This window comes from Ruegeria sp. K5 (genome assembly GCF_056531805.1).
The window spans coordinates 75,627-100,655 of the sequence record NZ_JBQFML010000006.1 but is presented as its reverse complement, the minus strand read 5'-3'; the positions used below and the strand labels follow the sequence as shown (position 1 = coordinate 100,655).

Genomic DNA, 25,029 nt, shown 5'->3' with positions numbered 1-25,029 from the left:
CGTCAACCGCCCAAACGACGCAGTAGGTCAACCGATGCCTCGCCGGTCACAGGCAGGCCGTTGGCGCGTTGATAGCCGCTGATGGCGGATTTGGTGTTGTTCCCGATCACCCCGTCCGCGCCCTGCGTGTCATACCCGGCCGAGGTCAGGCGGCGCTGCAGGTCTTTGCGGTCCTCCAGCGTCAGACCCGTGGCATCTGGCCCGAATGAGGCCTGAAACGGAGCGCCTCCGGCAATCCGGTCCGACAGGTGCCCCACGCCAATCGCATAGCTGTCCGAGTTGTTGTACCGCTTGATGACATTGAAATTGCGGAACACGGCGATGCGCGGCCCCGGCACCTGCGGTTGCAGCACAGCAACCGGTGTACCCGACACGGTGCCGACCTCGCCGCCCCAAGGTTGGCCGCGCACCCAACCGGCACGGGATAAATAGGCCGCCGTCGAGGCCAAAGAATCCGTTGGATCCTCGGACCAGATATCGCGCCGACCGTCGCCGGTGAAATCCACCGCATAGGCCAGATACGAGGTTGGGATGAACTGCGTATGCCCCATCGCCCCGGCCCAGCTGCCGGTCATGTTGGCGGGCGAGGTGTCGCCCTCCTGAATGATCTTCAGGGCTGCGACCAGTTGCTTTTCGAAAAATTCTCCGCGCCGCCCCTCATACGCCAAGGTGGACGTGGCCGAAATCACCGGCACGTCGCCGCGCCGCGCGCCGTATCGGCTTTCCAAACCCCAGACGGCCACGACAACCTCTTTGTCGACACCGTATTGCGCCTCGATCTGCGACAGCGTCCCATTGTACCGCTGCAACATCTGCCGCCCGGTGCTGATGCGTTCGTCCGAGGCGGCGATGGCCAAGTAGTCCTCAAGCGAGCGTTTGAATTCCACTTGATTGCGGTCGCGCTCGATCACGCCGGGCAAATAGCCCGCACCCTGAAAGGCCCGATTTATGGTCGTCTGGGAAATCCCCTGCGACGCGGCTCGGGATTTGAAATTGGCCACCCAGGCATCATAGCCCGCATTCGGCACCGACTGCATACGCGACGCACGCGCACGGGATGGCGCGCCCTCGTCGCTGCACCCGGCCAATATTGCCGCGCCAAGGCCAATGGAAAAGCTCCGTCGATTGATCATGACTGAAATCTGCTCTTGTTTGTGATTTGCCTCAGCCTAGCGCAGACCGGACGCGCAAACCAGAACGACCGAGAGTGGCTGCCGCCAAATCGACGCTTCGGCGGTTCGCCGCTTAAGCAACCAGCAACCGCAACCCCTGTGTTACGTCGGAGCGCACGGCAAGGCGCAACCCCGGCTCGTCCCCGGCCTTCAGCGCGGCGATGATCAGCTTGTGATAATGCGGCGGCTCGGTGCGCCGAAGCCGCCCGTACAAGGACCGCATGGTGGGGCCAAGTTGCAGCCAGACCGTCTCGGCCATGGCCAACATCGCGGGGGCCTGCGCGCGCAGATACAGCGTCCTGTGAAACTCCAGATTCGACCGGATATAGCCCACGGCGTCGCGCTTGGTCACCATTTCGGCGACGGTCATGTTGATGGTCTGCAACCGGTCGATCAGCGCGATATGGGCACGCGGCAGGGCGCGGCTGGCCAGTTCCACCTCAAGCAAGGCGCGCAATGCGGCCAGTTCCTCGATCCGGTCATTCGTCAGTTCCGGCGTCGAAACCCGCCCCGATGAGGACAGAAACAACGCCCCTTCCGCCGCCAGACGGCGCACCGCCTCGCGCGCAGGCGTCATCGAGACATCGAACTCCTTGCCGATCCCACGCAAGGTCAGCGCCTCGCCGGGGGCGATCTCTCCGTGCAGGATACGGGACCGCAGAGTGCGATACACCCTGTCATGGGTTGCGATATGCGAGTCGGTCGGGCGTGTAGCTAACATGGTCTCATGTGATCACAAAAACCTGCGGGGTCAACTCGACTACGCGTCAAAGCGGTATCTGTGCAGCATCGCTCCGTTTTCACGCAACCACCGGCGCGGGGCATCATAGGGGCCAAAAATACGTTCGACCTGCGCCCAGAATGCGGGCGAATGGTTCATCTCGGCCAAATGCGCCACCTCATGCGCGGCGACATAGTGCAGAACTTCGGACGGCGCGAGGATCAGGCGCCAGGAAAACATCAACCCGCCATGCGAACTGCACGACCCCCAGCGGGATCGCGTGTCCCGCAGCGTCAGACTGGTGTACGAGCGCCCCAGAATGGCGGCGTAATCATCGCAGGCCCCAGTCAGCCGATCCCGTGCAAGTTCTTTCAGAAACCGGGCCAGTCGCCGCCCCTCGGCCCCGGCAGGCACGGCCACCGAGTCTGTGCTCAGCACCACCCGCCGCCCCGGCGCGGGCACGATTCGACGCTCGGTGCCTTCGATCCAGATCACACCGCCCAGACGCACCTGTTCCAGATCGGGTTGGCCTGCCAAATGCTGCCGGATCCACTCCTCTTTGCTGCGCGCGAAACTCAACGCCTCGGCCTCGGGCACGCCTTGCGGATAGGTCAGGGTAACCCGCCCGTCCAATTGGGAAATCCGCAGGCTGATCCGCCGCGCCCGCGTCGATCTGCGCAGCGTCAGCGGCACCGGCGGCGTTCCCGGCAAAGCGTGATCTCCCATATCCCGACCTCTTCCGCGCAAAGGCTTTGACAGTGCCCGCCGCCTGTGGCAGGTGAACTGAATCTTTTAGACGACTCACCTGATATCAAGGGGATTTGACATGCCCAAGGAAGAATGGGGCGTAAAGCGCGTTTGCCCGACCACCGGTAAGCGATTTTACGACCTGAACAAGGACCCGATCGTCAGCCCCTACACGGGCGAGATCGTGGAGCTTGAAACCGGCAAAAGCCGGATGATTGCCGCCGATGCCGAGGACGCAGCGACCGCGAAAGCACGCGAAAACGCATCCGAGGATGATCTGGTTCTGGATGATGACGACAATGTCGACGTGGATCTGGACGACGATCTGCTGGACGATGATGACGACAACAACGATGACGTCTCGCTGGACGACATCAAGGACATGTCATCAGAAGACGAAAACTGATCTTAAGGCGGCCCTGGGCCGCCTTGGTTCTTTGTGCGGATGGCGACGGAAAGTTTTTGCACAATTCTATTTTTGGACTTGCACTCCCCGCCGTCGTCTCATAAACGTCCTCCCACTGCTTCGGCAGTACCCGGATGGGGCCTTAGCTCAGTTGGGAGAGCGCTTGCATGGCATGCAAGAGGTCAGGGGTTCGACTCCCCTAGGCTCCACCAAATCTACCTGGGTTTGCAGTCTAACAAGACCACCAATCAATTCGGCAAGGTTTGCCACTCGTCGACTACAGCGTCGCTGCATACCGCAAGGACTGTACCGAACTGGTTCAGAACAGCCTCGCTTTGGCTGGGGCGTAGCAAGGCGATGTCGCCGGGTCGGGCTGCGCTTGTGGCAGGTCCTGTCCAAACCTCCTGATTGCTGGAGCGACCGAATATTGAGGAATAGGCGAACCCCTTTGGATGCACCGGATGTGCGAGGTAGTGACCGCCAAACACGGCGATATCGGTTTTGCGACGGGGCAGAAAATCCAGCCCGGGCAACCCGTTGCCGGGCATGGCCTTGAGAATTGGCGTCCCTATAAACGCCGCTGGCTGAAAGGCACGGGTCGCGCTGTGGTCAAAATCCGAGGGTTTGACCAGAACCGAGCCAAAGGCGACCTCGGTCGCTGAATTGTCCGAGGCATGGGTCTGGAACGTCAGGCTGCCCCCGGTATTCAGGCACAGGCCTGCGCCTTGATCCGGCAGTGCGGCGACCGCGCAGCGAAAGGTCTGGGCCGAGGCGCGGGCCGCTCTGTTTCTCAGAAAGCCTGGCAGTTTCGCCAGATGGGCCTCATAGCCCATCACACCGCTCAGCCGTGCCAAGGGATGCGCTTGGATGCCCTTGGCGACCTCGGCGACCTGCTCGGGCGTCAGACCGCCGCGATGCAGACCGATGTCGAGTTCCAGCGACAGGCGGAGCCGGGACTGGGTCTGATCGGCAAGGGCCAGATACTCACGCAACCGGTCGGGCGTATCGATCAGCCATTGCACCCGCTCCGCCGCGTCAGGACAGGACGCCAGGACACGGGCGGCGGATCGAACCGGCAGAGGCTTTCCGCTCAGGTGATCCGTTCCGCTTTCTGCTTTCAGCAAAGCCGTCAGCATCGGCGCAGAGAACGTCATCAGGCCCGAGGTTGGGATCAGGCCCCTGATATGATCCAAAAGCGGCAGGCAGGGCAGAGATTTGGCCACCAGTCGCCGATCCAGCGCAGCATCCGCGCCAGCATCGGCGGCTGCGCAATTCGCCTCTAACCGGTCCAGATCGACGGCCACAACGGGCTGATCTACGCCATGTTTGTGCAGCGTTTCGGACAATCGTTTTAGATACGGATCGCTCATGGCCGGAACAGCCGCGCCAATGCGGGTGTCAGGAATTTATCCTGCGGGTCCAGCTGCGCGCGCAAGGCGCAGAAGCGGTCGAAATCCGGATAAAGCCCGGACAGGTCCTTGTAGGTCAGGCTGTGCATCTTGCCCCAATGCGGCCTGCCCCCGGCCTCAAGGAACAGCGGTTCCAGCGCATTGAAGTACCGGCTGTGATCTTGATCCGCATCCGTGTGAACCGCGACCGAGATCCGGGGGCCGCCCTGAAATGGAGACAGACACGCAGTATCTCCGGCGGTTTGCCGAACCTCGATCGGGAAATAGATGTCCTTGTGATCCCGTTCCAGCCTGCGAAATACTTCGTTCAGCACGTCACCGGCAGTATCGGGCGGCAGATGATATTCCATTTCCTTGAAACGAATATGTCTGTCGCTGCACAGAACCTTCCAGCTTTCACCAACATAGTCCTCGTCGGACTGCGCCAGCGTCAGCAGTTTCAACAGCGCGGATCGCAGGCCTGCGCTGAAGCGGCCCGCATTCCGGGCAAGTTTCAGCACCTTGACCGCGATCATATCCAGATCGCGCGGCGCCTTGCTTTCCGGACCATCAACAACGGCATGCCTCAGTTCGACCGCCTTGCCGGTGAAGGGGATGTAGAAGAATTCGAAATTACGGTTCTCGGCCCAGTTCTGGTGCATATTGGCCAGACACTCTGACAAATCGGTCAGGGTCACGCGTCGGCGCAGGTTGTATTTGGGCACGACATTGATGCGTGCTTCGGTCAGCACCCCAAGCAGGCCAAGCGATACCTGTATCATTTCCAGCGGCACGTCACCCGTGGTCAAGATCTCTCCGCCTGCGCTGATCAAACGGGCATCGGTGATCTCGGCCGACAAACAGGGCAAGCTGCGCCCGGTGCCGTGGGTCGCGGTTGCGGTTGCACCGGCCAGAGACTGCGCGTTGATGTCACCGAGATTGCGAAAGGCCAGACCCTGTTGACCCAGTGCGGGCGACAGGTCGCGCAGGCGGGCGTTGGCGTTCACCCAGACCTGACCATCCTTAGCGTCGCCGACTGCGGGCAGGTTCAGGTTTGACAGGTCCAGAATTCTGTCGGCCCCGGCCACAATGGGCGTAAACGAATGCCCGGCCCCGACCACACGCAGGCTTTCGGGCGCGGATACCGCCTGCTGCAACTCTGCAAGCGTTTCGGGGCGCGCGACGTTGATCTTGGCGCTTTCGTTCCCTGCCCAGTTTGACCACATGCTCCTGCTCCTCCGTTGCAAGAGGATTGCAGCCAGCAGACTGTAAAACAAGTCAGGGAATCAGCGCGTTACGCTACGTGACCCGCACCTAAGCCGCGTTGGCCCGCTGCGCTGAGACGCGCTTGAACCACTCGGACACGGCGGTCAGGTCCGGGGCCAGCTGCTCGGCCTCGCCATCCGTGAACTCTTGAAACTTTTCGCTGTTCATCCCATTCACACCGACCAGAACCGGGATGTCCTGCGCCAATGCCTCGGCAATCACAGGGCGGAACCCACGGCCATCAGCTTCATGCTTGCCGAACTTGTTGATGATCAATAGCTGCGGCGCATCCGACAGCGAGGCGGTGACATAGCCAACCGCCTGTTCCAGCGCCGCCGGGTCCAGACGACACCCACGGGATTCGGTCCCCAAGGATTGGGAAATCCGGATTGTCTCACCTTCCGGCAACACGCGCACATCCATGTCGCATTTGCTGCTGTCAGCGCATTCCGTGTTGGTCTGGACAACGCCTGCCAGCTTCGCGCCCGATGCCAGCAGGTGCTCTGCCACTGCGCTCAGCAAGCGGTCGGTTGCGCCGCGATCGGTGGTTGTGACATAGGCCAGATTCATCTTTGGACCCCCGTGGGATGAGTTTCAGAGTTTCAAATAGCACGCCGACTGCGGCTCGACCACTCCCGGCGTCAGGGAAGCGGCGACAGGCCGGTCACGAGAGGGTGTAGCACAAGCAGCACCGCATAGGCCGCAACCGCGCTCACCCACACCCAAGGCCCGGGCCAAGGGCGGGGCGCGCGCAGCGACAGGCGCGCGGTATTGCGCGACAGGCGCACCCACTCTGGCCCCATTTCTCGGGCCTTGCGGCGATCGATCAGGGCCATTCCCATCAGCGCGAACCCGGCAAACAACCCAAAAAGGATCACATGGGACAGGCTGCCATTGGCGACCAGATGCGCGGCGGCCCACAGCATCAGGGCGGCAAGGATGGGATGGCGCGTGGTGCGCAGAATACCCGGGCATTCGGGGTCAAACCTGCGCGTACCCATGCCACCAAACGAGAACGGGTTTTCGATACTCAAACCGGCGACTGCCAGCCAGCACACAAGCGGCATGACCAACATCGGAACCCATCGCAGGGCCTGCGCCGGTGGGATGATCTCGACATAAGGCGCGTTTGCGGCGGCTATGATCAGCCAGATCAGCACTGCGACGGACAACAACGAATAAGCGGCGAAATAGGCCCGCCGCCCCATCGCATCGATCAGCCATCCACGAACGGGTGGGCGCACGGGTATGACGTGGCTGAGCAGAAATACTGTCAACGCTGCTATGAAGATGCCCCATCCGGCCATTTCGATCTCCGAACCTGTTTTCTGGAATTGGTAGGTTTACCGGACCGGCGGGTCTTTGTCCGAAATCAAGTCGCCGGGCCATGGATTGGCAAAACCTCCTGCAATCTGGCATCAAAGAAAAAGCGTCACAGGCGGAGGTCGCAACAATGCGTTCATTTGATGAGATTTTTGACATCGCAGCAGGTCGCCACGGCGGGGTCGACGCCCTGAATGCAAACCTGAGCAAGCCCAAAACCCCCGCAGAACTGGCTGCGATGCCCGAGGATCGCTGGCTTGCGACCCTGACCAAATGCATCTTTCAGGCCGGGTTCAACTGGAAGGTCATCGAGGCCAAGTGGGACGGGTTTGAAGAGGCGTTTGACGGCTTCGACGTGGGCCGCTGCGCCTTTATGGATGACGAGAAATTCGACGCGCTTTTGCAGGACACCCGTATCGTGCGCAACGGCACCAAGATCGCAACCGTCCGCGACAACGCGGCGTTTCTGTTGGAGTTGCGGGACGAAGGCGGTGCCGGTCAGGTTCTGGGCGGTTGGCCCTCGACCGATTACATCGGCCTTCTGGCGATGCTGGCAAAACGGGGATCACGGCTGGGCGGGGCCTCGGCCCAATATGCGATGCGGTTTGCCGGGCGCGACAGTTTCATCCTGTCACAAGACGTGACAGCCCGGTTGATCGCCGAAGGCGTGATCGACAAGGCCCCGACGTCCAAAAAGGCGCTGGCTGCCGTGCAAGAGGCATTCAATGCATGGATGGATCAGTCCGGACGCTCACTGACGGAAATCAGCCGTGTTCTGGCGATGAGCATATGAAAACGGCTTGCGGAACCGATGGGGCAAGCTAAATTTTGCTTCATGGGTTTGCGTTTTTTGGTTCTGGCGTTTCTGTTTCTGGCGGCTTGCGGACGCCCGTTGACTCAGCAGGAACGCGACTTTGCTGATGCCGTGCAAGGCGAGACGCTGAATCTGGATCGCGTTCGTCTTGTCGAAGGTGCCCCGGTCGCGCCGATCACCTATTACCGCGAAGCCCGCCCGCGTCTGGCCTGCCGCGAGCGCATTCTGCCCCCGGTCGAGCCGGGACCGGTTACCGGCAAGCCTGCGGCCATCGCCTTGTTCAACAAGGTCTATTTCGCCCGCGACTGGTATCTTGAGGACTATATGTCCGACTATCCCGAGCAGATGAACCTGATCGCGGCCATGTTGCTGGCGCATGAATTGACCCATGTCTGGCAATGGCAAAACCGAAAGACCACCGGCTATCATCCCCTGCGCGCAGCGGCCGAGCATGGCGGGCGCAAGGATCCGTATCTGTTCGATCTGGATACCTCGCCCGATTTCCTGTCCTACGGCTATGAACAGCAGGGCGCGATTGTCGAAGAGTATGTGTGCTGCCGCGCGCTGGACCCACAGGCGCAGCGGACCAAACGGCTGCACCGTATGCTGGGCGCGCATTTTGACCTTTCTCCGCTGCCGCAGGAAGGGCGCGAGCGTGCGGTTGCCATCCCATGGAGCGATGCGAAGGTCGAAGGGATCTGCAGCTAAGCGTCAATTACGCTGCAGGGTTTTCAGATACGCCACCAGATCGACGATTGGCTGACTTGTCAGGATAGGCTGGCCATCTTCGGTTTTCATCGACGTGTCCTGCCCGTCGAAATACGGCCCGTAAACCGGCATCGGGCTTCCGTGGCTGACCAACGGATCACGCCCGTCAATCCGGGCAACAACGCGCGCGGTTGGAAAGCCACCCCCTTTCGCCAAGCCCGTCAGGTCGGTCGGCTGAATGACCAGAACCCCGGCCATCGGACCTTGGCCGGTGGCATCTATGCCATGGCACGTCGCGCAATAGTGCTGATACAGTTCCGCGCCCGTTTGCGCATCCTGCGCCGCGGCGCTGTGTCCGGCGAACATAAGCAACACAGATACAGTTCCGAGCTTTGACCACTTCATCGCATCCTCCTGTCAGCATTGGCATTTACAGGCTTGCCCGCGCGGCGGCTTGGCGCAATGATCCAGATCAACGAGGCAGGAGGGTTCGGGCCATGACACAATACGCAGCCATCATGCTGGCCGCAGGGATCGGTGTTCCCATTCTGGCCGCATTGAACGCGGCGCTTGGCAAGCTGATCGGGTCGCCCACCACCGCTGCCGTGGTCCTGTTTGCCATCGCCTTTGCCGCGTCGGCCCTGGTGATGCTGGTGTTTCCCGGTTTCGAGGCGCTGTCCAAGGTTGCACAGGCCCCAAAACACCTTTTGCTGGCAGGCGTTCTGATCGCCTTCTACGTGCTGTCGATCACCCATGTCGCCCCGCATTTCGGGGTTGGAAACGCCGTCTTCTTTGTTTTGCTGGGTCAGTTGGTCAGCACCGCCGCGATTGACCATTTCGGGCTGTTTGGCGCACAGATCACGCCGCTGACCTGGATACGCGCAGGTGGGATCGCCGTGATGGCCGTTGGTGTGGCGATCACTCAACTGGCTTGAGAATACCGCCCTCAAGCCGCACCATCCGATCCATACGCGCCGCAAGCTCCATATTATGCGTGGCGATCAGGGCCGACAGACCCTCGTCCCGCACCAGCGTCATCAGCGCATCGAACACCTGATCTGACGTCTCGGGATCAAGGTTCCCGGTTGGCTCATCTGCCAGCAGAACCTTCGGCTTGTTCGCCAGCGCGCGGCAGAACGCCACGCGCTGTTGTTCGCCGCCCGACAACGCCGCCGGGCGGTGGCTGGCGCGTGGGGCCACGCCAACGCGGTCCAGCAGGTCCATGGCCCGCTCCTGCGCCGCTTTTTCAGAGACGCCGTTGGCCAGTTGCGGCAGGGTGATATTTTCCAACGCGGTGAACTCGGGCAGCAAATGGTGGAACTGATAGACAAAGCCCACATCCTGTCGCCGCAAGGCCGTTCGCGTCCGATCGCCCTTGCCGCTGACATTCTGCCCGCCGATCTCGACCTGGCCGTCATCCGGCATGTCCAGAAGGCCCGCGATATGCAGCAGGGTGGATTTGCCAGCGCCCGACGGCGCAACCATCGCCACCGCCTCACCCGCGCGCAGGTCCAGATCGACGCCGCGCAAGACCTGCACCTCGCCCGGAGTACCTTGCAGATAGGTCTTTGTCAGGCCCTTCAGTCGCAATGTCACATCATTCATAGCGCAGCGCCTCAACCGGGTTCAGCCGCGCCGCGCGGCGGGCGGGGAAATAGGTGACGATGAAGGACAGGCCCAGCGACAGGGCCACAGCCTTGAGCACGTCGCTCAGGTGCAGTTCGGCGGGAAGGGAATAGATGACGCGGATAGACGGATCCCAGACGCCACCGCCCATCACATAGTTCACGAAGGAAAAAATCGGGTCGATATAGATCGCGAACAGGCAACCCAGGATCACGCCCATCACGGTTCCGATGATGCCGGTGAAGGCACCGCAGATGAAGAACACCCGCAGGACCGAGCCCTCGCTCAGGCCAATCGTGCGCAGAATGCCGATGTCGCGACCCTTGTTCTTGACCAGCATGATCAGGCCCGAGACGATGTTCATTGCCGCAATCAGTACGAGGATCGACAGGATGATGAACATCACGTTGTCCTCAACCTCAAGCGCGCGCAGGAACCCGCCCGAGGCGTCCTGCCATGTCCAGATCTGGCTGCGCTGGCCCGACGCTTCGAGGATGGGGATCAGGATCGGGCCCAGCGTTTCAGGTTTGTTGACCATCACCTCGATCTCATCCGCCACACCCTCGCGGTTGAAAAACCCCTGAGCTTGGGAAAACGGCATGTAGACGCGGGTGCGGTCAATGTCATAGCGCCCGGCGGAAAACACGTAGACCACGCGATAGGCATTGACGCGCGGTGAGGTTCCAAAGGCGGTTTTCACCCCGTTGGGTGACGTCAGCTTGACCGTATCCCCCACAGTGGCCCCGATGCTGCGCGCCACGCCCGAGCCGATGGCGATCACATCCTCGCCCGTCTGAAACAGGGACAGATCCCCTGCCGCCTGTTCGGCTTGCGCAATGCCTGGCAGGTCCATCAGGTCATCGGGACGGATGCCAAATACCTCGACCCCGCTGCTGCGGTCGCGGTTGGTGATCAGCACCTGACCTTTGACCAACGGCGCAGCCCGTTCGACGCCCGGCACCTCAGCGATCCGCGCGGCCCGTTCCTCATAATCTGCCATGGTGCGCACCGGGCGGCCCTGCGCGTCAATCTCGCCCGAGGAATACACGGCGACATGCGCGTTGGCCCCAAGGATCGTGCCCACGAACTCGGCCCGGAACCCGGACCGCACCGCCAGGGTCGCGATCAGGGCAAATACCGCCAGAGTGATCCCGATCAGCGAGATCCACGTCATCACGCTGACGCCCCCCTCGGCCCGGCGGGCCCGAAGGTATCGCCACGCGATTTTCCATTCGAAAGGGGCAAAAGGCGGGGGTGTCTTGGCCATGCCTGCTCCGGTCTTGTTGTTTGGCGGCGACCCTTTCGGCATTTCGCGCGATGGTCAAGCCGCTTATGGGCGTGTCGGTCCCGGCAGGCGAATTCGGCGTGGAAAACCCCAATATCGAACCGAATCAGTTCCGGCTGCCGGACACAGCGCTCAGATAAAAAGTGATATTAGAATCAAAGACTACACTATTGGTTGTGACGACCTTCACAGACCGCGCGTCATTGTTTCAGCTATGAAGTCAATATCGGCATTGCGTGATCGACTGAACTCAAAATGCCACATATAGTAAGCAATATTATTTCGCTTTTTGCTTATTTTCAGAAACTTTGTCACCCTGCTTGCGGGGGAACACATTTCAGAGCGGGGGTCGCTCAATGAATATTCACAATACACCGGAAGGGTTGGACCCGATTTTGGTCCGCGCATCATCAACGGAATTGGATTGCGAAACGGCCGCGTTGCTGCGGGCCGCGATCCGGCCAATCTTCGCAAAAGCAGCAAGCTGGGGCAGCTTAGCGGATCGGCTAAGGGAAAAGGGCTATCGCCTTGCCTTTCTCAAAGGCCGCCTTTGCATCACCGATCGTACAACCGGTCAGCGCATCTGCGGGATACGGTTTCTGGGCTTTGAGCTGAAAGAACTGGTCAACCGGCTGGGCCGCCCCATCGTGGTTGCACGCGGCAATCAGGCGGATGGCGAGCTGCTGATCGCCCGCCCTGCGTCGGCGCGGTTGTAACACCGCGCCAGCATTGATCGAGGCCTATCGCCGTGGTCAGGCGATACCCTGATAAATTTCAGCGATCTTGGTAACAGCCGCCTCGGGGCTTAGTTCTTCGCTTTCGCCGGTCCGGCGGCTGGTCAATTCAACCACACCGTTTTTTAAACCACGCGGTCCGACAGTGATCCGCCAGGGCAGACCGATCAGGTCCATCGTGGCAAACTTGCCCCCGGCCCGTTCGTTGCGATCATCATAGAGCGGCTCAAGGCCTAGTGCCGTCAGCGCGACGTAGAGTTTCTCACAGGCCGCATCCGCCTCTTCATCGCCCTGCTTCAGGTTGACGATCCCGCAATGGAACGGGGTCACGCCTTCGGGCCAGATGATGCCCTTGTCGTCATGGCTGGCCTCGATGATCGCACCGATCAGGCGGCTGACGCCGATACCGTGGCTGCCCATATGTACCGGAACCGGCTTGCCATCGGGGCCCTGAACGGTCGCGCCCATGGCCTCGGAGTATTTGGTGCCGAAATAGAATATCTGGCCGACCTCGATCCCGCGCGCAACGCGGCGGCGATCTTCGGGGACCTCGTTGAACAGCGCCTCGTCATGGGTTTCATCGGTGCGCGCGTATTTCGAGGTGAACTCTTCCAGGATCGCCTGACATTGGTCGCGGTTGTCATAGTCGATCTCCCGATCCCCAAAGGTCAGATCGGTCACTGCGCTGTCATAGAAAACCTCGGACTCGCCAGTGTCGGCCAGTACCAGAAATTCATGCGTGTCGTCGCCGCCAATGGGACCAGAGTCCGCGCGCATCGGGATTGCTTGCAGACCCATGCGTTCATAGGTGCGCAGATAGCTGACCAGATGGCGGTTATAGGCGTGCAGCGCGTCCTCTTTCGTCAGGTCGAAATTGTAGCCGTCCTTCATGTAGAACTCGCGCCCGCGCATAACACCAAAGCGCGGGCGGATTTCGTCGCGGAACTTCCACTGGATCTGGTACAGCGTCAGCGGCAGGTCCTTGTAGCTGCTGACATGGCCGCGGAAGATGTCCGTCACCAGTTCTTCGGCTGTGGGTGTATAGAGCATGTCGCGGCCATGGCGGTCCTGCATCCGCAACATCTCCTGACCGTAGTCGTCATACCGCCCGGACTCGCGCCACAGGTCCGCCGATTGCAGAATCGGCATCTGGATCGCGATATGACCCGCGCGCGCCTGTTCTTCATGCACGATGTTTTCCAGCTTGCGCAGCACTTTGAAGCCCAGCGGCAGCCAGGAATAAATCCCGGCGGCGGCCTGCTTGATCATCCCGGCGCGCAGCATCAGCCGGTGGCTGACGATCTGAGCCTCGGAGGGGTTTTCCTTGAGAACGGGCAGAAAGTAACGGCTGAGGCGCATGGGTGGACCTTCAAAGGTGAATTTGGACTTCAAAGGTCATTATTCCAAAGCCCCGCCGGGGGCAATCGCGCATTGGCGAATTTGCGACCCCAGACCTGTCGGTTTTTGATTGACCCGCCAGTCAGGGTTTTCAATTGTGACAGGAATGTAAAACCCATGAGGCGCCGATGCAGACGATTCAGGAACCCGCCCGCCAAATCCCTGTTGTTCACCAGACCGATATTCTGGTCGTCGGCTCAGGCCCTGCCGGGCTGGCGGCTGCGTTGGCGGCGGCGCGGGCGGGGGCCGAGGTGTCTCTGGTCGACCGGTTCGGCTGCATGGGCGGCAATATCACCGCCGTGGGGGTCGAGGGGTTCGCATGGTATCGCCACGAACAGACCGTCGAAGCCGGCGGTATCGGCATGGAGTTCGAAACCCGCGCCAAAGAGATGGGCGCGGCGGTGCCCGAAAGCCAGTCGCTGAGTTATGAGCTGGACAGCGAAGGCTTCAAGCTGGTGGCTGACAAACTGGTCGAAGAAGCGGGCGTGCATCCGATGCTGCACCGTCAGTTCGTCGCCCCGATCATGGACGGCGACCGGATCACCGGCATCATTACCGAATCCAAAGCCGGGCGAGAGGCGATCCTGGCCAAGGTGGTGATCGACGCCACCGGCGACGCGGATGTGGCCCATCGTGCCGGAGCGCCCACGCAAAAGACGCCGCGCGAAGACATGATGGCCGCCTCGGTCATGTTCCATCTGGCAGGCGTCGACAAGCGCGCGTTCATGGAGGGCGTCAAGGCCGACCCCCAGACCTACAAGGATTGGGGCGGCGGCGGTGAGTGGAACATCGAGACCTCAGGCAAAGAGGACGACATGTTTTCGCCCTTCGTGCACAAACCGTTCCAGCAGGCCATCGATCAAGGGCTGATCCCACCGCACCTGAACACCATCGCAGGCACATGGGGCGCGATGCATGACACGGGTGAGTTGACCTATATGAACCTCATCCATCTGGCTGAGGTCGACGGCACAGATCCCGACAGCCTGACAAAGGGTGAGATTGAAGGCCGACGCCAGTCGATGCTGGCCATCGAAGCCCTACGCCGGTTTATGCCGGGCTGTGAAAACGCACGGCTTCGGAACTTTGGCATGACCATCGGCATCCGCGACACCCGCAAGATCGACGCGGTTTACAATATGACCGAGGATGACGCCCGCCATCAGGGCCGGTTTGAGGATACGATCGGCATCTACCCCGAATTCATCGACGGCTATGGCATCCTGATCCTGCCCACCACGGGGCGATACATGCAAATCCCCTATCGCTCGATGCTGCCCAAAGGGGTCAAAGGCCTGCTGGTCGCCGGGCGCTCGCACGGTGCGGACCGGGTGGCCCATGCGGCCACACGCAACATGGCCTGCTGTGCGGTGATGGGTCAGGGCGCGGGCATTGCGGCCGCGCTGTCGCTGAAAAGCAATCAGGAACTGGATCGGTTGAATCTGACCCCCGTGCATACCGAATTGGAACGTCAGGGCGTAAGGATCAACTGATGGATACAATCCCGACCATAGATATCTCGGCACTGGCACACCCGGACAGCCCCGAATACAAGGCAACGGCGCAACAGATACTCGACGCCTGTGTTGGCATCGGCTTCTTGTCGATTACCGGGACGGGCGTGTCGCAGGGCAGCGTCGATCAGGTCCGGCAGACGGTGCGCAAGATCTTCGACCTGGAAGAGAGCCGCAAATGGGATCAGGCCATCACGCGCGAAAACTATCGCGGCTACATTCCGATGGGGTTTTTCACCCCGAATGACGGGTCGGGCAAAGCTGACAAATACGAAGGCTACAAGCTGCATCATGAAGTCCAGGAAGACGCGGAAATCCGGCAGGCCTGTGCGCTGTATGGCCCGAATATCTGGCCTGACCACGCGCCCGAGGCGCGCGGGGTCATTCTGAACTATTGGTCCCAGTTGGACCACGTGACCGACCTGTTGCTTGGCGCGCTTGAAACTGGCCTGAACCTGACACCGGGGCAGTTGCAAGACGCATTTCGCGATCCGTTGACCAACATGACCCTGCTGCACTATCCGCCGCAAGCCGCAGAAGAGGACGGGTATGGTATCCATCCGCACAAAGACACCGACGCGCTGACAATCATCGCCCCCGACCCGGTTGGCGGGCTGGAGGTGCAAACCCGCGATGGTGGCTGGATCACACCTGACTGTCCCGAAGGTGGCTTTGTCGTAAACATTGGCGACATGTTAGAGCTATGGTCAGGCGGGCGGTTGAAATCGACACCGCACCGCGTCGTCAATCGATCCGGCAAGGAACGGTATTCATTCCCTTATTTCGCCGTCCCGCGCCATGACGTGGTGGTCCAGCCGCTGCTGCCCACCCTGCCCGGTTTTGATCGCCCGGCCGTGCATTGCGGTCATTGGTCCGCGGAAATCTGGCGCACAAACTGGCCGGACGAGGCGGCGACAAGCGACACTCCGGAATTGGGGACGCTGGCGGATTGAGCGCCTAAATCTGCGTGTCATGAACCGCTTGCATCATGTGCCGGTATAAGCGAAGAACATCCCCGACGGTCAAAGCACGAGGACGACCATGGCGCTTCCGGTAAAGGATCAACTGAGATACTGGGGCTTCGCCGCAGCGATTATCATTCTGATCCTGTGGGCCTTGGGCGACGTCCTTCTGCCTTTTGTGATTGGCGGCGCGATTGCCTATTTCCTCGATCCGGTTGCCGACCGGCTGGAAAAGTTGGGCCTGTCTCGGGTTGCGGCGACCGGCATCATAACCGTTGTCGGCGTTCTGGGATTCGTCCTGATGATCCTGATGGTCGTCCCGGCCCTGATCACGCAGTTGCTCGAACTGGTCGACATCCTGCCCAGCCTGTTCAAGCAATTGCGCGGCTTCGTCGAACAACAATTCCCATCCTTGCTGGACCGCGAATCCAGCACCCATCAGATGCTGGTCTCATTCGGGGAAACTCTGAAATCGAAAACCGGCGATGTGCTGGAAACGGTGCTGGCCTCGCTGGGTTCGGCCATCAACATCGTTGTTCTGCTGGTCATCGTCCCGGTTGTCGCGGTCTACCTGCTGCTGGACTGGGACCGTATGATCGCCCGTATCGGAGAGCTTCTGCCCCGCGATCACGCCCCCACAATCAAGCGGCTGGCCGGTGAGATCGATGCGGTTCTGGCCTCATTCGTACGCGGTATGGGCACGGTCTGTTTGATCCTGGGTACCTACTACGCAGTTGCCCTGATGATTGTCGGCCTGCAGTTCGGGCTGATCGTCGGCTTTATCGCCGGGCTGGTCACTTTTATCCCCTATCTGGGCGCGCTGATCGGGGGTACTCTGGCCATCGGGCTGGCCCTGTTCCAGTTCTGGGGCGATTGGGCCCATATCGGTCTGGTTGCCGGGATTTTCGCGCTGGGTCAGGTGACCGAAGGCAATTTCCTGACGCCCAAACTGGTCGGCAGTTCGGTTGGGTTGCACCCGGTCTGGCTGCTGCTGGCCCTGTCGGTCTTTGGCGCGCTGTTCGGATTTGTCGGGATGCTGATCGCTGTGCCTGTCGCCGCAGCCTTGGGGGTCGTAGCGCGGTTCGGCACATCGCTTTATCTTGACAGTCGCCTTTACACCGGCCTTGAAAGCCCGGATCAGGAAGACAAATAAATGGCTCGACAACTGAGCTTTGATCTACCAGCCAAAACCGCGCTGGGGCGCGAGGATTTCTTTGTCTCGCCCTCTAATGCGCTGGCCGTGGCGATGATTTCGGCCTCATCCTGGCCCGGCAACAAACTGGTGCTGAGCGGCCCGGCAGGCGCGGGCAAGACCCATCTGGCGCATGTCTGGGCCGCCGAAACCGGTGGACGTATCGTGCGCGCCGTGGACCTGCACCATGACGATGTGCCTGAACTGGCACGCTCGGCCATTGCGGTCGAGGATGTGCCGGATATTGCTGCAGATGTCGAACAGCAAAAGGTCCTGTTTCACCTGCACAATTTGGTCCTCGCCGAAGGACATGCGCTGCTGATGACCGGACGGCTTGCGCCCCGGTTCTGGCAATTGCCGCTGGCCGATCTGCAAAGCCGGGTCGAAGGGGCGCATCATGTGGCGCTCGACCCGCCGGATGACGCGCTGTTGGGCGCGGTGCTGGCCAAGCTGTTCGTGGACCGCCAGCTGAACCCGGGCCCCGAGGTTATTGCCTATCTGGTCAAACACATGGACCGACGCTTTGAATCTGCGGCAGACGTCGTGCAGCAACTGGATCAGCTTGCTTTGGCCGAAAAGCGCGAAATCACGCGGGCGCTGGCGATACGGGTCCTGAACACAGACCAATACGAAATGGATACTGGCGATTGACCGGGCACCGGGGATTTCGCATCTTACGACTGGAATATCTGGAAGACACATGGATCAGACCGTCGAAACCGACATCCCGGATTGGGGCCCTTTCGGTAAACCTCTGTTCGATGACCCGAAAACCCGAGCCTTGTCGCGGGTGGGCGTTGTTGATGTAGGCTCGAACTCGGTCCGGATGGTGATCTTTGATGGCGCGGCGCGCTCGCCCGCCTATTTCTACAACGAAAAAGTCATGTGCGAGCTTGGTGCCGGCCTGTCCGAAACTGGCAAGCTAAACCCGCGCGGACGTGAGCGGGCGCTGGCCGCGTTACGCCGATTCCAGCAGCTAGCACGCGATCTGAACCTGCCCGGTCTGCACGTCGTTGCAACAGCCGCCGTGCGCGAGGCGAAAGACGGCCCCGAGTTTTGCGATCAGGTCAAAGCCGAAACAGGCCTGCATGTAGCCGTGATCGATGGGGAAGAGGAGGCCCGGCTGTCCGCGCAGGGCGTCATGCTGGGTTGGCCCGGGGCATATGGTTTGATCTGCGATATCGGTGGGTCGTCGATGGAACTGGCCGAAATCGGTGGCGGGGATGTTGGGCGACGAGTCACTTCGGCCCTCGGCCCCCTAAAGCTGCGCGACATCAAGGGCGGGCGTCGGGCGCGAAAAGCCCATATCAAAGACACGATGGAGGATTTGCGCTCACATCTCGGCCAACAGCGCGACCGTCTGTTCCTGGTCGGCGGAAGCTGGCGCGCCTTTGCCCGATTGGACATGTTGCGCCGCGGTTACCCGCTGAACGTTCTGCACGAATATCGTATGACCACCAGTCAGGTGCGCGAGACGATCAAATTCATCGAAGCCAATGACCACGACAAACTGCGCAGTCAGGCCGGGGTCTCCAGTTCCCGTATGGCTTTGATCCCTTATGCGATGGACGTTCTGGCCCGTTTGATCAGGACGTTCAAACCCAAGGACATCGCAATCTCAAGCTACGGCATTCGCGAAGGGCTGCTCTACGAGCAAATGTCGCAAGAGCTGCGCGACCGGGATCCGCTGATCGAGGCCAGCCGGTTCTCGGAATCTAAAGACGCGCGCCTGCCGGGCTTTGGGCGGAACCTTTATGATTTTGTCATGCCCTTATTCAAATCCGCCCCACCCGCGCGGGTTCGGCTGATCAAGGCGGCCTGCTTGCTGCATGACGTCAGCTGGCGCGCGCATCCCGACTATCGGGCCGAGGTGTGTTTTGACTATGTCACCCGTGCCAATCTGGGCGGGCTAAAGCATTCGGAACGGGTGTTTATCGGGCTCGCCCTGCAACACCGCTATCGCAACAAGCGCGAGGGGAACCGGTTCGCACCGCTATATGATTTGCTGGACGAACCGGGGCAGAAACAGGCCGAAATTCTAGGTAAGGCGATGCGCTTCGGTGCGATGCTTTGGATGCACAATGACGCCAATATGGGGCGGTTGAGATACTATCCCAAAAAGCGCGAGCTTGAACTGTATCTGCCCAAAGCGGCTGGCCCTTTGTTCAACGAAGTGGCCGAGGCTCGCTTGAACTCTCTTGCGAACGCGCTGAAATCCGATTTCCGAGTGATCATAAAAGGTTAAGGTCGAGCCTGATCAGATATCGGTGCCCTCTTCTTCGGGCGCTTGATTCTGCGGAGTGGAGTCCTCAGGCTCGGCTGGTTCAGGCTTTTTGCGAATAATAATGTCGCCATTCGGCAATATCTCGGGCGCCTCGTACGCGCTCCAGTCCTGAACTTCATCAGCCAGTTCCGCCAGCGCAGGCCCCATTTCTTCGAAAAACGACTGCATGGCTGGGCCGAACGTATCGACCATGCCCAGCAACTCGTCCAGCGCGGGCTCCATCTCTTTGCGCAAACCCTCAAGAAACAGTTCTGCGCCCTGCTCCATCAGGGATTTGCTGTCTTCGTCCTGCGCCAGAGCCGGAGCGCTAAAGCTGGCCGAGACGGCGGCGATGATCAGAATGCGTTTCATATCTGGAATATAAGCAACCGTGACATCTGTGGAAAGATCACAGCTCAATATCCAGCGTCACCGGGAAATGATCCGAGGCCGTTAAAAGCGCCTCTCGCAGTTCGGGGTTCTCCCAACAGCCCGCATCGCGAAACGGATGCCAGATGCGCCAGGCCGGACGGCGGGCACGAAGATCGGCGCTGATCATGATGTAGTCCAACAGCGCTTCTAGAAACGTCCCCTGTTTCGGACGTGCAAACCGCGCGGTCGAAGGCACGGACCCGGGCCGCGGGCCATGCGCCGTCACCGCATGGGGATCAAACAGACCCGCTTGCAAGAGGATTTCGACCGAAGATCGCCCAAACAAATGCTCGAACTCATCCAGCCCAGGCCCATCGTTGAGGTCGCCCAGCAGCATGACCGGTTCTCCGGCATCAATATGCGCCTCAACCCGCCGCGCCAACCAGATTGCCTGCGCCAGTTGCTTGCGTCGGTTGGCAATTGAAATTCGTATCGCCTCATCGCGTGAGTCAGCCCCATGCGGTGCTTTGGATTTGAGATGTGCCCCGATCAGGCGGAACTCAGAACCGGACTTTGTCTTTACCGACAACTCCATCGGCGGTTTGGAGAAGCGCACCACATCTTCGGTCGCGTCCACATCCAGATCGATCCGGAAATCACCATCGAAGCGCGGCGCGTTTGTGTCGCCTCGGGGATCATGGCGTGCCGTCAATGCGCCGGGATTATATAGCAGCGCCAATTCCTGATGGGTGTCGTTGGCAAATCCCATGATGGCATGACTGGTCCGCAGATCGAAGGCTTCGGCGAACTGCTGCAAGGCCCGCACGGTGTTTTGAACTTTTCCGGTGTTCGGAGCTTCAACGATCAAAATCGCATCCGCGTCCAACGCGGTCAGAACCTTGGCAATGGCCTCGACCTGCTGTGCCTTGGTGACGTCATGCCGACCGGACCAGCTGTCATCGATGATCAGAGTGTCGTTCTTATCAAACAGATTGGCGAACCATTCGATATTGTAGGTCGCCAGCCGCATCCGCTCAGGCTCGCGCGCCGTTGATGTCGTCCCAGGCGCGGTTGATGTCGATCATCTTTTTCTCGGCCAGCCGGATCGCCTCTTCCGGCACGCCCCTTGCCATCATAGCGTCGGGATGGGTCTCGCGCACCAACTGACGCCAGACTTTGCGTATCTCGGACACCGGCATATCGCGCGAGACACCCAGCACCACGTAAGGATCGTTTGGCGCATCCGGCACAAAACGCGCGCGCAGGGCCAGAAACTGCGCGTCGGTCTGGCCGAAAATGCGACTGACATCCTCAAGAAACTCGTTCTCGTTAGGATGATAGAACCCGTCCGCCATTGCGATGTGAAACAGCCCCTCCATCAAATCGCACAGCGTGGTGCTGTCTTCGGCGAACATCCGGGCGATCTTGCGGGCATAGTCCTGATAGCCTGCCACATCTGTCCGCGCCATGTTGAAGACGCGTGCAGCGCCTTCCTCATCCTCGCGCGCGATCTGGAACACATCGCGGAAGGCCGTGACCTCATCCCGTGTCACCTGCCCATCGGCCTTGGCCATTTTGGCGCCCAGGGCAATCACCGCGATGGTAAATGCCACGGATCGCTCGGGCGGCGAGCGCAGCTTCTCGAAAACAGCGGTCAGGCTTTCGCCTTGGGCCAGCGCGCTCAGCGCATCGGATATGCGGGTCCAGATCGACATGGGCGTACCCTAGCGTCCCATTTCGGGACTGTCAGGTGGAACAGGTCACTCAGTGGCAAGAATTTTCTGCATCAGCACAAGATCCAACCACCGGTTCCATTTAAACCCCACTTCCGGCATCAGGCCGACCTGCTGAAACCCTAACGCCTTGTGAAACGCAATGGCCGCAGGATTGGCCGAGGACACCCCGGCGACCAGAACATGGATTCCGTCAGCACATGCGGCGGCTTCCAATTCCGTCATCAAAGCCCGCCCCGCGCCTTTGCCCCGCGCATCTGGGGCCAAATAGATCGCATGCTCGCAGCTACGGGCATAGCCGGGCCCGTGCCGAAATGGACCGTAGGTGGCAGAGCCTAGTACCGCACCGTGATCCTCGACCACCAGATAGGATGGGCCACGTTGGCGGATGTCGGCTGCAATCGCCTCGGCACTGCGTTCGTCGGTTGTGAAGGTCACCAGCGTGTCGCGAATGATCGCGTTGTTGATCGCGGCAATGTCGGCGGCGTCCGAAGGTTGGGCCTGACGCACCCTCATTCCAGCACGCGCAGCCCGTGCGGCGTATCAAACTCGGCCCGCATGGACACCGGACCGGTGTCAAAGACAACCAGATCGAGTGCGCCCAGATGCTGCGCCAAACGCATCGCGTCCGGGTGGTACACCACCAGTCGCCGCAAGCTGCACCCGCTGTCCTGCAACATCTGCGCCGGATGCAAATCGCCTTGCCACTGGATCAGCGCGGGAAACAGATTGTCAAAAGGCAGGCGGCCATTGGGCGGCACAGCCATGCGCCAGCGCAATGCCCCACGGGTCAGATCAATCGGCGTGCCGACGCCATCGGGAAACAAAGCAAGCGACGCTTCGATATCGGGCACACGGCATATCCAGTTGGTCAGGCGCGGCTTGCCTGCGAACCGATCCAGATCGAACCAGCGGGTACGCTCGGGCACCGGAGCATCCGGATCGATGGCAATTGCTTCCAGATACAGACCATCCCGCAAGCCCAGCAGGCGATTATAGGTGCCGAATTTCTCGTGCTTTCCGCCGGGCTGAAGCGGTACACCCAGCGCCTGTTCGATATGCGCGGACGCCTCTTCCAGCGTCTCGCCCGCAACGGCCAAATGATCGAGTATCATGCGCGCCCTCCCAACAAAACGACCAGACCCAAGCAGGTCTGGTCGCATGTTTTCGCCAAAGGCGGCGGACCACAAGATTTTTCGTCGAAAAACCGCGGTCGCTGTTAGCCGCGCGCTTCGCTGATCAGGCGCAGAATGTCCTGCGCCGCTTCGGGAATGTTTGTTCCAGGTCCAAAGATCGCCTTGACGCCGTGGTCATACAGGAACTGGTAATCCTGCTGCGGGATCACACCGCCGCAAATGACGATAATATCCTCGGCGCCGGCTTTCTTGAGTTCCTCGACCAGTTGCGGTGCCAGCGTCTTGTGCCCCGCCGCCTGAGACGAAATGCCGATCACGTGCACGTCGTTGTCCACCGCGTCCTGAGCGGCCTCGGCAGGCGTCTGGAACAGCGGGCCAACATCTACGTCAAAGCCGATATCGGCAAAGGCGGTCGCGATCACCTTGGCCCCACGGTCGTGACCGTCCTGGCCCATCTTGACCACCAGCAGACGCGGGCGGCGGCCTTCGGTCTCGGCGAATTCCTCGATGGATTTCTGGATCGCGGCAAAGCCTTCGTCGCCTTCGTAGGCCGCGCCATAGACGCCAGCCAGCGTTTTCACTTCGGCGCGGTGACGACCGAACTCTTTTTCCATTGCCATGCTGATCTCTCCTACGGATGCGCGGGCACGGGCGGCCTCAACGGCAGCGGCCAGAAGGTTGCCACCCTCGCGGGCGGTGGTGGTCAGGGCCTCAAGCGCGGCCTGACAGGCCGCTTCGTCGCGGGTGGCACGGATACTTTCCAGACGCGCCACCTGCGCTTCGCGCACGGCGACGTTGTCGACGTCCAGAATGTCGATCGGGTCTTCCTGTTCCTTGCGGTACTTGTTGACGCCGACGATCACCTCTTCGCCCCGGTCGATCATCGCCTGACGACGTGCCGCGCTTTCCTCGATCCGCAGCTTGGGCATACCCGAAGCCACGGCCTTGGTCATGCCGCCCATCTCCTCGACCTCTTCCATCAGGGCCCAGGCTTTTTCGATCAACTCGTTGGTCAGGCTTTCGATGTAATACGAGCCCGCCAGCGGATCGACCACATCGGTCACGCCGGTTTCTTCCTGCAGCACCAGCTGCGTGTTCCGCGCGATACGGGCCGAAAAGTCAGTCGGCAGCGCAATCGCCTCGTCCAGCGCGTTGGTGTGCAGCGACTGGGTGCCGCCCAGAACCGCGCTCATCGCCTCATAAGCGGTGCGGATCACGTTGTTATAGGGGTCTTGTTCCTGCAGCGACACGCCCGAGGTCTGGCAGTGGGTGCGCAGCATTTTCGACCGCTCGGATTTGGCCCCGAATTCGGTCATCACGCGATGCCACAGGGTCCGGGCCGCGCGCAGTTTGGCGATCTCCATGAAGAAGTTCATACCGATGGCAAAGAAGAAGGACAAACGGCCCGCGAACTTGTCCACATCCATCCCGGCTTCGGTCGCGGCACGCACGTATTCGCGGCCATCGGCCAGCGTATAGGCCAGCTCCTGCACCAGGTTCGCACCGGCCTCTTGCATGTGGTAGCCCGAGATCGAGATCGAGTTGAATTTCGGCATCTCGTTCGACGTGTATTCGATGATGTTCGAGATGATCCGCATCGACGGCTCGGGCGGATAGATATAGGTGTTGCGCACCATGAACTCTTTCAGAATGTCGTTCTGAATGGTGCCCGCCAGCAGCGATTTGTCATGCCCCTGCTCTTCGCCTGCGACGATGAAATTCGCCAGAATAGGGATCACCGCGCCGTTCATGGTCATCGAGACCGAGACCTTGTCCAGCGGAATGCCGTCAAACAGGATCTTCATGTCCTCGACGCTGTCGATGGCCACACCGGCCTTGCCCACGTCACCCACCACGCGCGGGTGGTCGCTGTCATAGCCACGATGCGTCGCCAGATCGAAGGCCACCGAGACGCCCTGCTGACCTGCGGCCAGGTTGCGGCGGTAAAACGCGTTCGATTCCTCGGCGGTCGAGAAACCGGCATACTGACGGATCGTCCACGGGCGCCCCGCATACATAGTGGCCTTCACGCCGCGCGTGAACGGGCCGAAACCGGGCAGCGAGCCCATATGCGGCAGATCGGCGGTGTCTTCCTGCGTATACAGCGGTTTGACGTCGATGCCTTCCAGCGTTTCCTTGGTCAGATCGTCCAATGGCCGTCCGCGCAGCTCTTTCTCGGCCAGCGCGCGCCAATCCTTTGTGTCGGTCATTGAGGGGTCCTCTTGTCAATTCGGATCGCAGATGGCTGCAATCCGTGCGTATGGTTGAT

Annotated in this window: 27 protein-coding genes and 1 tRNA gene; 11 read left to right on the top strand and 17 right to left on the bottom strand. The window is 60.7% G+C overall.

Features of this window, described 5'->3' with window-relative positions; genetic code table 11:
* Positions 1-2: 2 nt before the first annotated feature.
* The 3 genes from ACR0MO_RS16025 to ACR0MO_RS16015 form a co-directional block, all read right to left on the bottom strand.
* Positions 3-1,133 carry a lytic murein transglycosylase gene (locus ACR0MO_RS16025; protein WP_170454825.1) on the bottom strand — a complete coding sequence of 377 codons (1,131 nt, stop codon included), beginning with the start codon at positions 1,131-1,133 and terminating at the stop codon, positions 3-5.
* A 112-nt stretch (positions 1,134-1,245) separates the two neighbouring features.
* Positions 1,246-1,893 carry a GntR family transcriptional regulator gene (locus tag ACR0MO_RS16020; RefSeq protein WP_170454826.1) on the bottom strand — a complete coding sequence of 216 codons (648 nt, stop codon included), beginning with the start codon at positions 1,891-1,893 and terminating at the stop codon, positions 1,246-1,248.
* 39 nt (positions 1,894-1,932) lie between these two features.
* Positions 1,933-2,619: a M48 family metallopeptidase gene (locus ACR0MO_RS16015; protein WP_480708619.1), complete on the bottom strand. Its 687-nt coding sequence runs from the start codon at positions 2,617-2,619 to the stop codon at positions 1,933-1,935.
* 100 nt (positions 2,620-2,719) lie between these two features.
* Between ACR0MO_RS16015 and ACR0MO_RS16010 the strand changes: the two genes are divergently transcribed.
* Positions 2,720-3,046, top strand: a complete 327-nt coding sequence (locus tag ACR0MO_RS16010) for a TIGR02300 family protein (protein WP_170520078.1) — start codon at positions 2,720-2,722, stop codon at positions 3,044-3,046.
* Between the two features lie 136 nt (positions 3,047-3,182).
* A tRNA-Ala gene (locus tag ACR0MO_RS16005) sits at positions 3,183-3,258 on the top strand.
* 36 nt (positions 3,259-3,294) lie between these two features.
* Here the strand turns inward: ACR0MO_RS16005 and ACR0MO_RS16000 are convergent.
* From ACR0MO_RS16000 to ACR0MO_RS15985, 4 genes are all read right to left on the bottom strand, one after another.
* On the bottom strand, positions 3,295-4,416 hold the full coding sequence (locus ACR0MO_RS16000; protein WP_170624326.1) for an alanine racemase: 1,122 nt from the start codon (positions 4,414-4,416) through the stop codon (positions 3,295-3,297).
* Positions 4,413-5,660: a D-arabinono-1,4-lactone oxidase gene (locus tag ACR0MO_RS15995; RefSeq protein ID WP_480874989.1), complete on the bottom strand. Its 1,248-nt coding sequence runs from the start codon at positions 5,658-5,660 to the stop codon at positions 4,413-4,415. The genes ACR0MO_RS16000 and ACR0MO_RS15995 overlap by 4 nt, the downstream gene beginning before the upstream one ends.
* Before the next feature lie 88 nt (positions 5,661-5,748).
* Positions 5,749-6,270 (bottom strand): DUF2478 domain-containing protein, encoded by a 522-nt coding sequence (locus tag ACR0MO_RS15990; protein ID WP_170454843.1) that lies wholly within the window; start codon positions 6,268-6,270, stop codon positions 5,749-5,751.
* A 71-nt stretch (positions 6,271-6,341) separates the two neighbouring features.
* A complete protein-coding gene (locus tag ACR0MO_RS15985) occupies positions 6,342-7,007 on the bottom strand; it encodes an NnrU family protein (RefSeq protein WP_170520071.1) in 666 nt (221 codons plus the stop codon).
* A 146-nt stretch (positions 7,008-7,153) separates the two neighbouring features.
* On the opposite strand from ACR0MO_RS15985, the gene ACR0MO_RS15980 reads away from it, so the two are divergent.
* Together ACR0MO_RS15980 and ACR0MO_RS15975 are read left to right on the top strand one after the other, a co-directional pair.
* A complete protein-coding gene (locus ACR0MO_RS15980) occupies positions 7,154-7,816 on the top strand; it encodes a DNA-3-methyladenine glycosylase I (RefSeq protein ID WP_170520068.1) in 663 nt (220 codons plus the stop codon).
* Positions 7,817-7,858: 42 nt separating this feature from the next.
* Positions 7,859-8,545: a hypothetical protein gene (locus tag ACR0MO_RS15975; RefSeq protein ID WP_170624333.1), complete on the top strand. Its 687-nt coding sequence runs from the start codon at positions 7,859-7,861 to the stop codon at positions 8,543-8,545.
* Positions 8,546-8,548: 3 nt separating this feature from the next.
* Here the strand turns inward: ACR0MO_RS15975 and ACR0MO_RS15970 are convergent, their stop codons facing one another.
* On the bottom strand, positions 8,549-8,950 hold the full coding sequence (locus tag ACR0MO_RS15970) for a cytochrome c (protein ID WP_170520063.1): 402 nt from the start codon (positions 8,948-8,950) through the stop codon (positions 8,549-8,551).
* A gap of 92 nt (positions 8,951-9,042) precedes the next feature.
* Here ACR0MO_RS15970 and ACR0MO_RS15965 point away from each other — a divergent pair, with 92 nt between their 5' ends.
* Positions 9,043-9,480 carry a DMT family transporter gene (locus ACR0MO_RS15965; RefSeq protein WP_170520060.1) on the top strand — a complete coding sequence of 146 codons (438 nt, stop codon included), beginning with the start codon at positions 9,043-9,045 and terminating at the stop codon, positions 9,478-9,480.
* Here the strand turns inward: ACR0MO_RS15965 and ACR0MO_RS15960 are convergent.
* The gene (locus ACR0MO_RS15960) at positions 9,464-10,150 is read right to left on the bottom strand and encodes an ABC transporter ATP-binding protein (RefSeq protein ID WP_480892246.1); all 687 of its coding nucleotides are present in this window, start codon (positions 10,148-10,150) and stop codon (positions 9,464-9,466) included. The two genes, ACR0MO_RS15965 and ACR0MO_RS15960, sit on opposite strands and share 17 nt — an antisense overlap.
* Positions 10,143-11,438 (bottom strand): lipoprotein-releasing ABC transporter permease subunit, encoded by a 1,296-nt coding sequence (locus tag ACR0MO_RS15955; protein WP_170624339.1) that lies wholly within the window; start codon positions 11,436-11,438, stop codon positions 10,143-10,145. The genes ACR0MO_RS15960 and ACR0MO_RS15955 overlap by 8 nt, the downstream gene beginning before the upstream one ends.
* A 374-nt stretch (positions 11,439-11,812) precedes the next feature.
* On the opposite strand from ACR0MO_RS15955, the gene ACR0MO_RS15950 reads away from it, so the two are divergent.
* The gene (locus ACR0MO_RS15950; protein ID WP_170454857.1) at positions 11,813-12,172 is read left to right on the top strand and encodes a hypothetical protein; all 360 of its coding nucleotides are present in this window, start codon (positions 11,813-11,815) and stop codon (positions 12,170-12,172) included.
* Between the two features lie 36 nt (positions 12,173-12,208).
* On the opposite strand, the gene proS is transcribed toward ACR0MO_RS15950, so the two are convergent.
* Positions 12,209-13,549, bottom strand: coding sequence for a proline--tRNA ligase (proS, locus tag ACR0MO_RS15945; RefSeq protein WP_170454859.1), 1,341 nt, complete (start codon positions 13,547-13,549; stop codon positions 12,209-12,211).
* A gap of 167 nt (positions 13,550-13,716) precedes the next feature.
* On the opposite strand from proS, the gene ACR0MO_RS15940 reads away from it, so the two are divergent.
* The 5 genes from ACR0MO_RS15940 (at position 13,717) to ACR0MO_RS15920 (ending at position 19,501) form a co-directional block, all read left to right on the top strand.
* Positions 13,717-15,081 (top strand): FAD-dependent oxidoreductase, encoded by a 1,365-nt coding sequence (locus tag ACR0MO_RS15940; RefSeq protein ID WP_480892243.1) that lies wholly within the window; start codon positions 13,717-13,719, stop codon positions 15,079-15,081.
* On the top strand, positions 15,081-16,055 hold the full coding sequence (locus tag ACR0MO_RS15935) for an isopenicillin N synthase family dioxygenase (RefSeq protein ID WP_480892241.1): 975 nt from the start codon (positions 15,081-15,083) through the stop codon (positions 16,053-16,055). Before ACR0MO_RS15940 ends, ACR0MO_RS15935 begins: the two co-directional genes overlap by 1 nt.
* 88 nt (positions 16,056-16,143) lie before the next feature.
* On the top strand, positions 16,144-17,217 hold the full coding sequence (locus ACR0MO_RS15930; protein WP_480892238.1) for an AI-2E family transporter: 1,074 nt from the start codon (positions 16,144-16,146) through the stop codon (positions 17,215-17,217).
* A complete protein-coding gene (locus ACR0MO_RS15925; protein WP_480892235.1) occupies positions 17,218-17,907 on the top strand; it encodes an HdaA/DnaA family protein in 690 nt (229 codons plus the stop codon). It abuts the gene before it with no gap.
* 49 nt (positions 17,908-17,956) lie between these two features.
* A complete protein-coding gene (locus tag ACR0MO_RS15920) occupies positions 17,957-19,501 on the top strand; it encodes a Ppx/GppA family phosphatase (protein WP_480892234.1) in 1,545 nt (514 codons plus the stop codon).
* Between the two features lie 12 nt (positions 19,502-19,513).
* On the opposite strand, the gene ACR0MO_RS15915 is transcribed toward ACR0MO_RS15920, so the two are convergent.
* The 6 genes from ACR0MO_RS15915 to scpA all read right to left on the bottom strand — a co-directional run bounded on the left by ACR0MO_RS15915 (position 19,514) and on the right by scpA (position 24,970).
* The gene (locus ACR0MO_RS15915; protein WP_480892232.1) at positions 19,514-19,891 is read right to left on the bottom strand and encodes a hypothetical protein; all 378 of its coding nucleotides are present in this window, start codon (positions 19,889-19,891) and stop codon (positions 19,514-19,516) included.
* Positions 19,892-19,928: 37 nt separating this feature from the next.
* Positions 19,929-20,921, bottom strand: coding sequence for an endonuclease/exonuclease/phosphatase family protein (locus ACR0MO_RS15910; protein WP_480892229.1), 993 nt, complete (start codon positions 20,919-20,921; stop codon positions 19,929-19,931).
* A gap of 4 nt (positions 20,922-20,925) precedes the next feature.
* Positions 20,926-21,606 carry a molecular chaperone DjiA gene (locus ACR0MO_RS15905; RefSeq protein WP_170454875.1) on the bottom strand — a complete coding sequence of 227 codons (681 nt, stop codon included), beginning with the start codon at positions 21,604-21,606 and terminating at the stop codon, positions 20,926-20,928.
* Between the two features lie 45 nt (positions 21,607-21,651).
* Positions 21,652-22,140 carry an N-acetyltransferase family protein gene (locus ACR0MO_RS15900; protein ID WP_480585151.1) on the bottom strand — a complete coding sequence of 163 codons (489 nt, stop codon included), beginning with the start codon at positions 22,138-22,140 and terminating at the stop codon, positions 21,652-21,654.
* On the bottom strand, positions 22,137-22,739 hold the full coding sequence (locus ACR0MO_RS15895; RefSeq protein WP_480585149.1) for a VOC family protein: 603 nt from the start codon (positions 22,737-22,739) through the stop codon (positions 22,137-22,139). Before ACR0MO_RS15895 ends, ACR0MO_RS15900 begins: the two co-directional genes overlap by 4 nt.
* Positions 22,740-22,843: 104 nt before the next feature.
* Positions 22,844-24,970: a methylmalonyl-CoA mutase gene (gene scpA, locus ACR0MO_RS15890; protein ID WP_480892225.1), complete on the bottom strand. Its 2,127-nt coding sequence runs from the start codon at positions 24,968-24,970 to the stop codon at positions 22,844-22,846.
* Between the last annotated feature and the right edge of the window lie 59 nt (positions 24,971-25,029).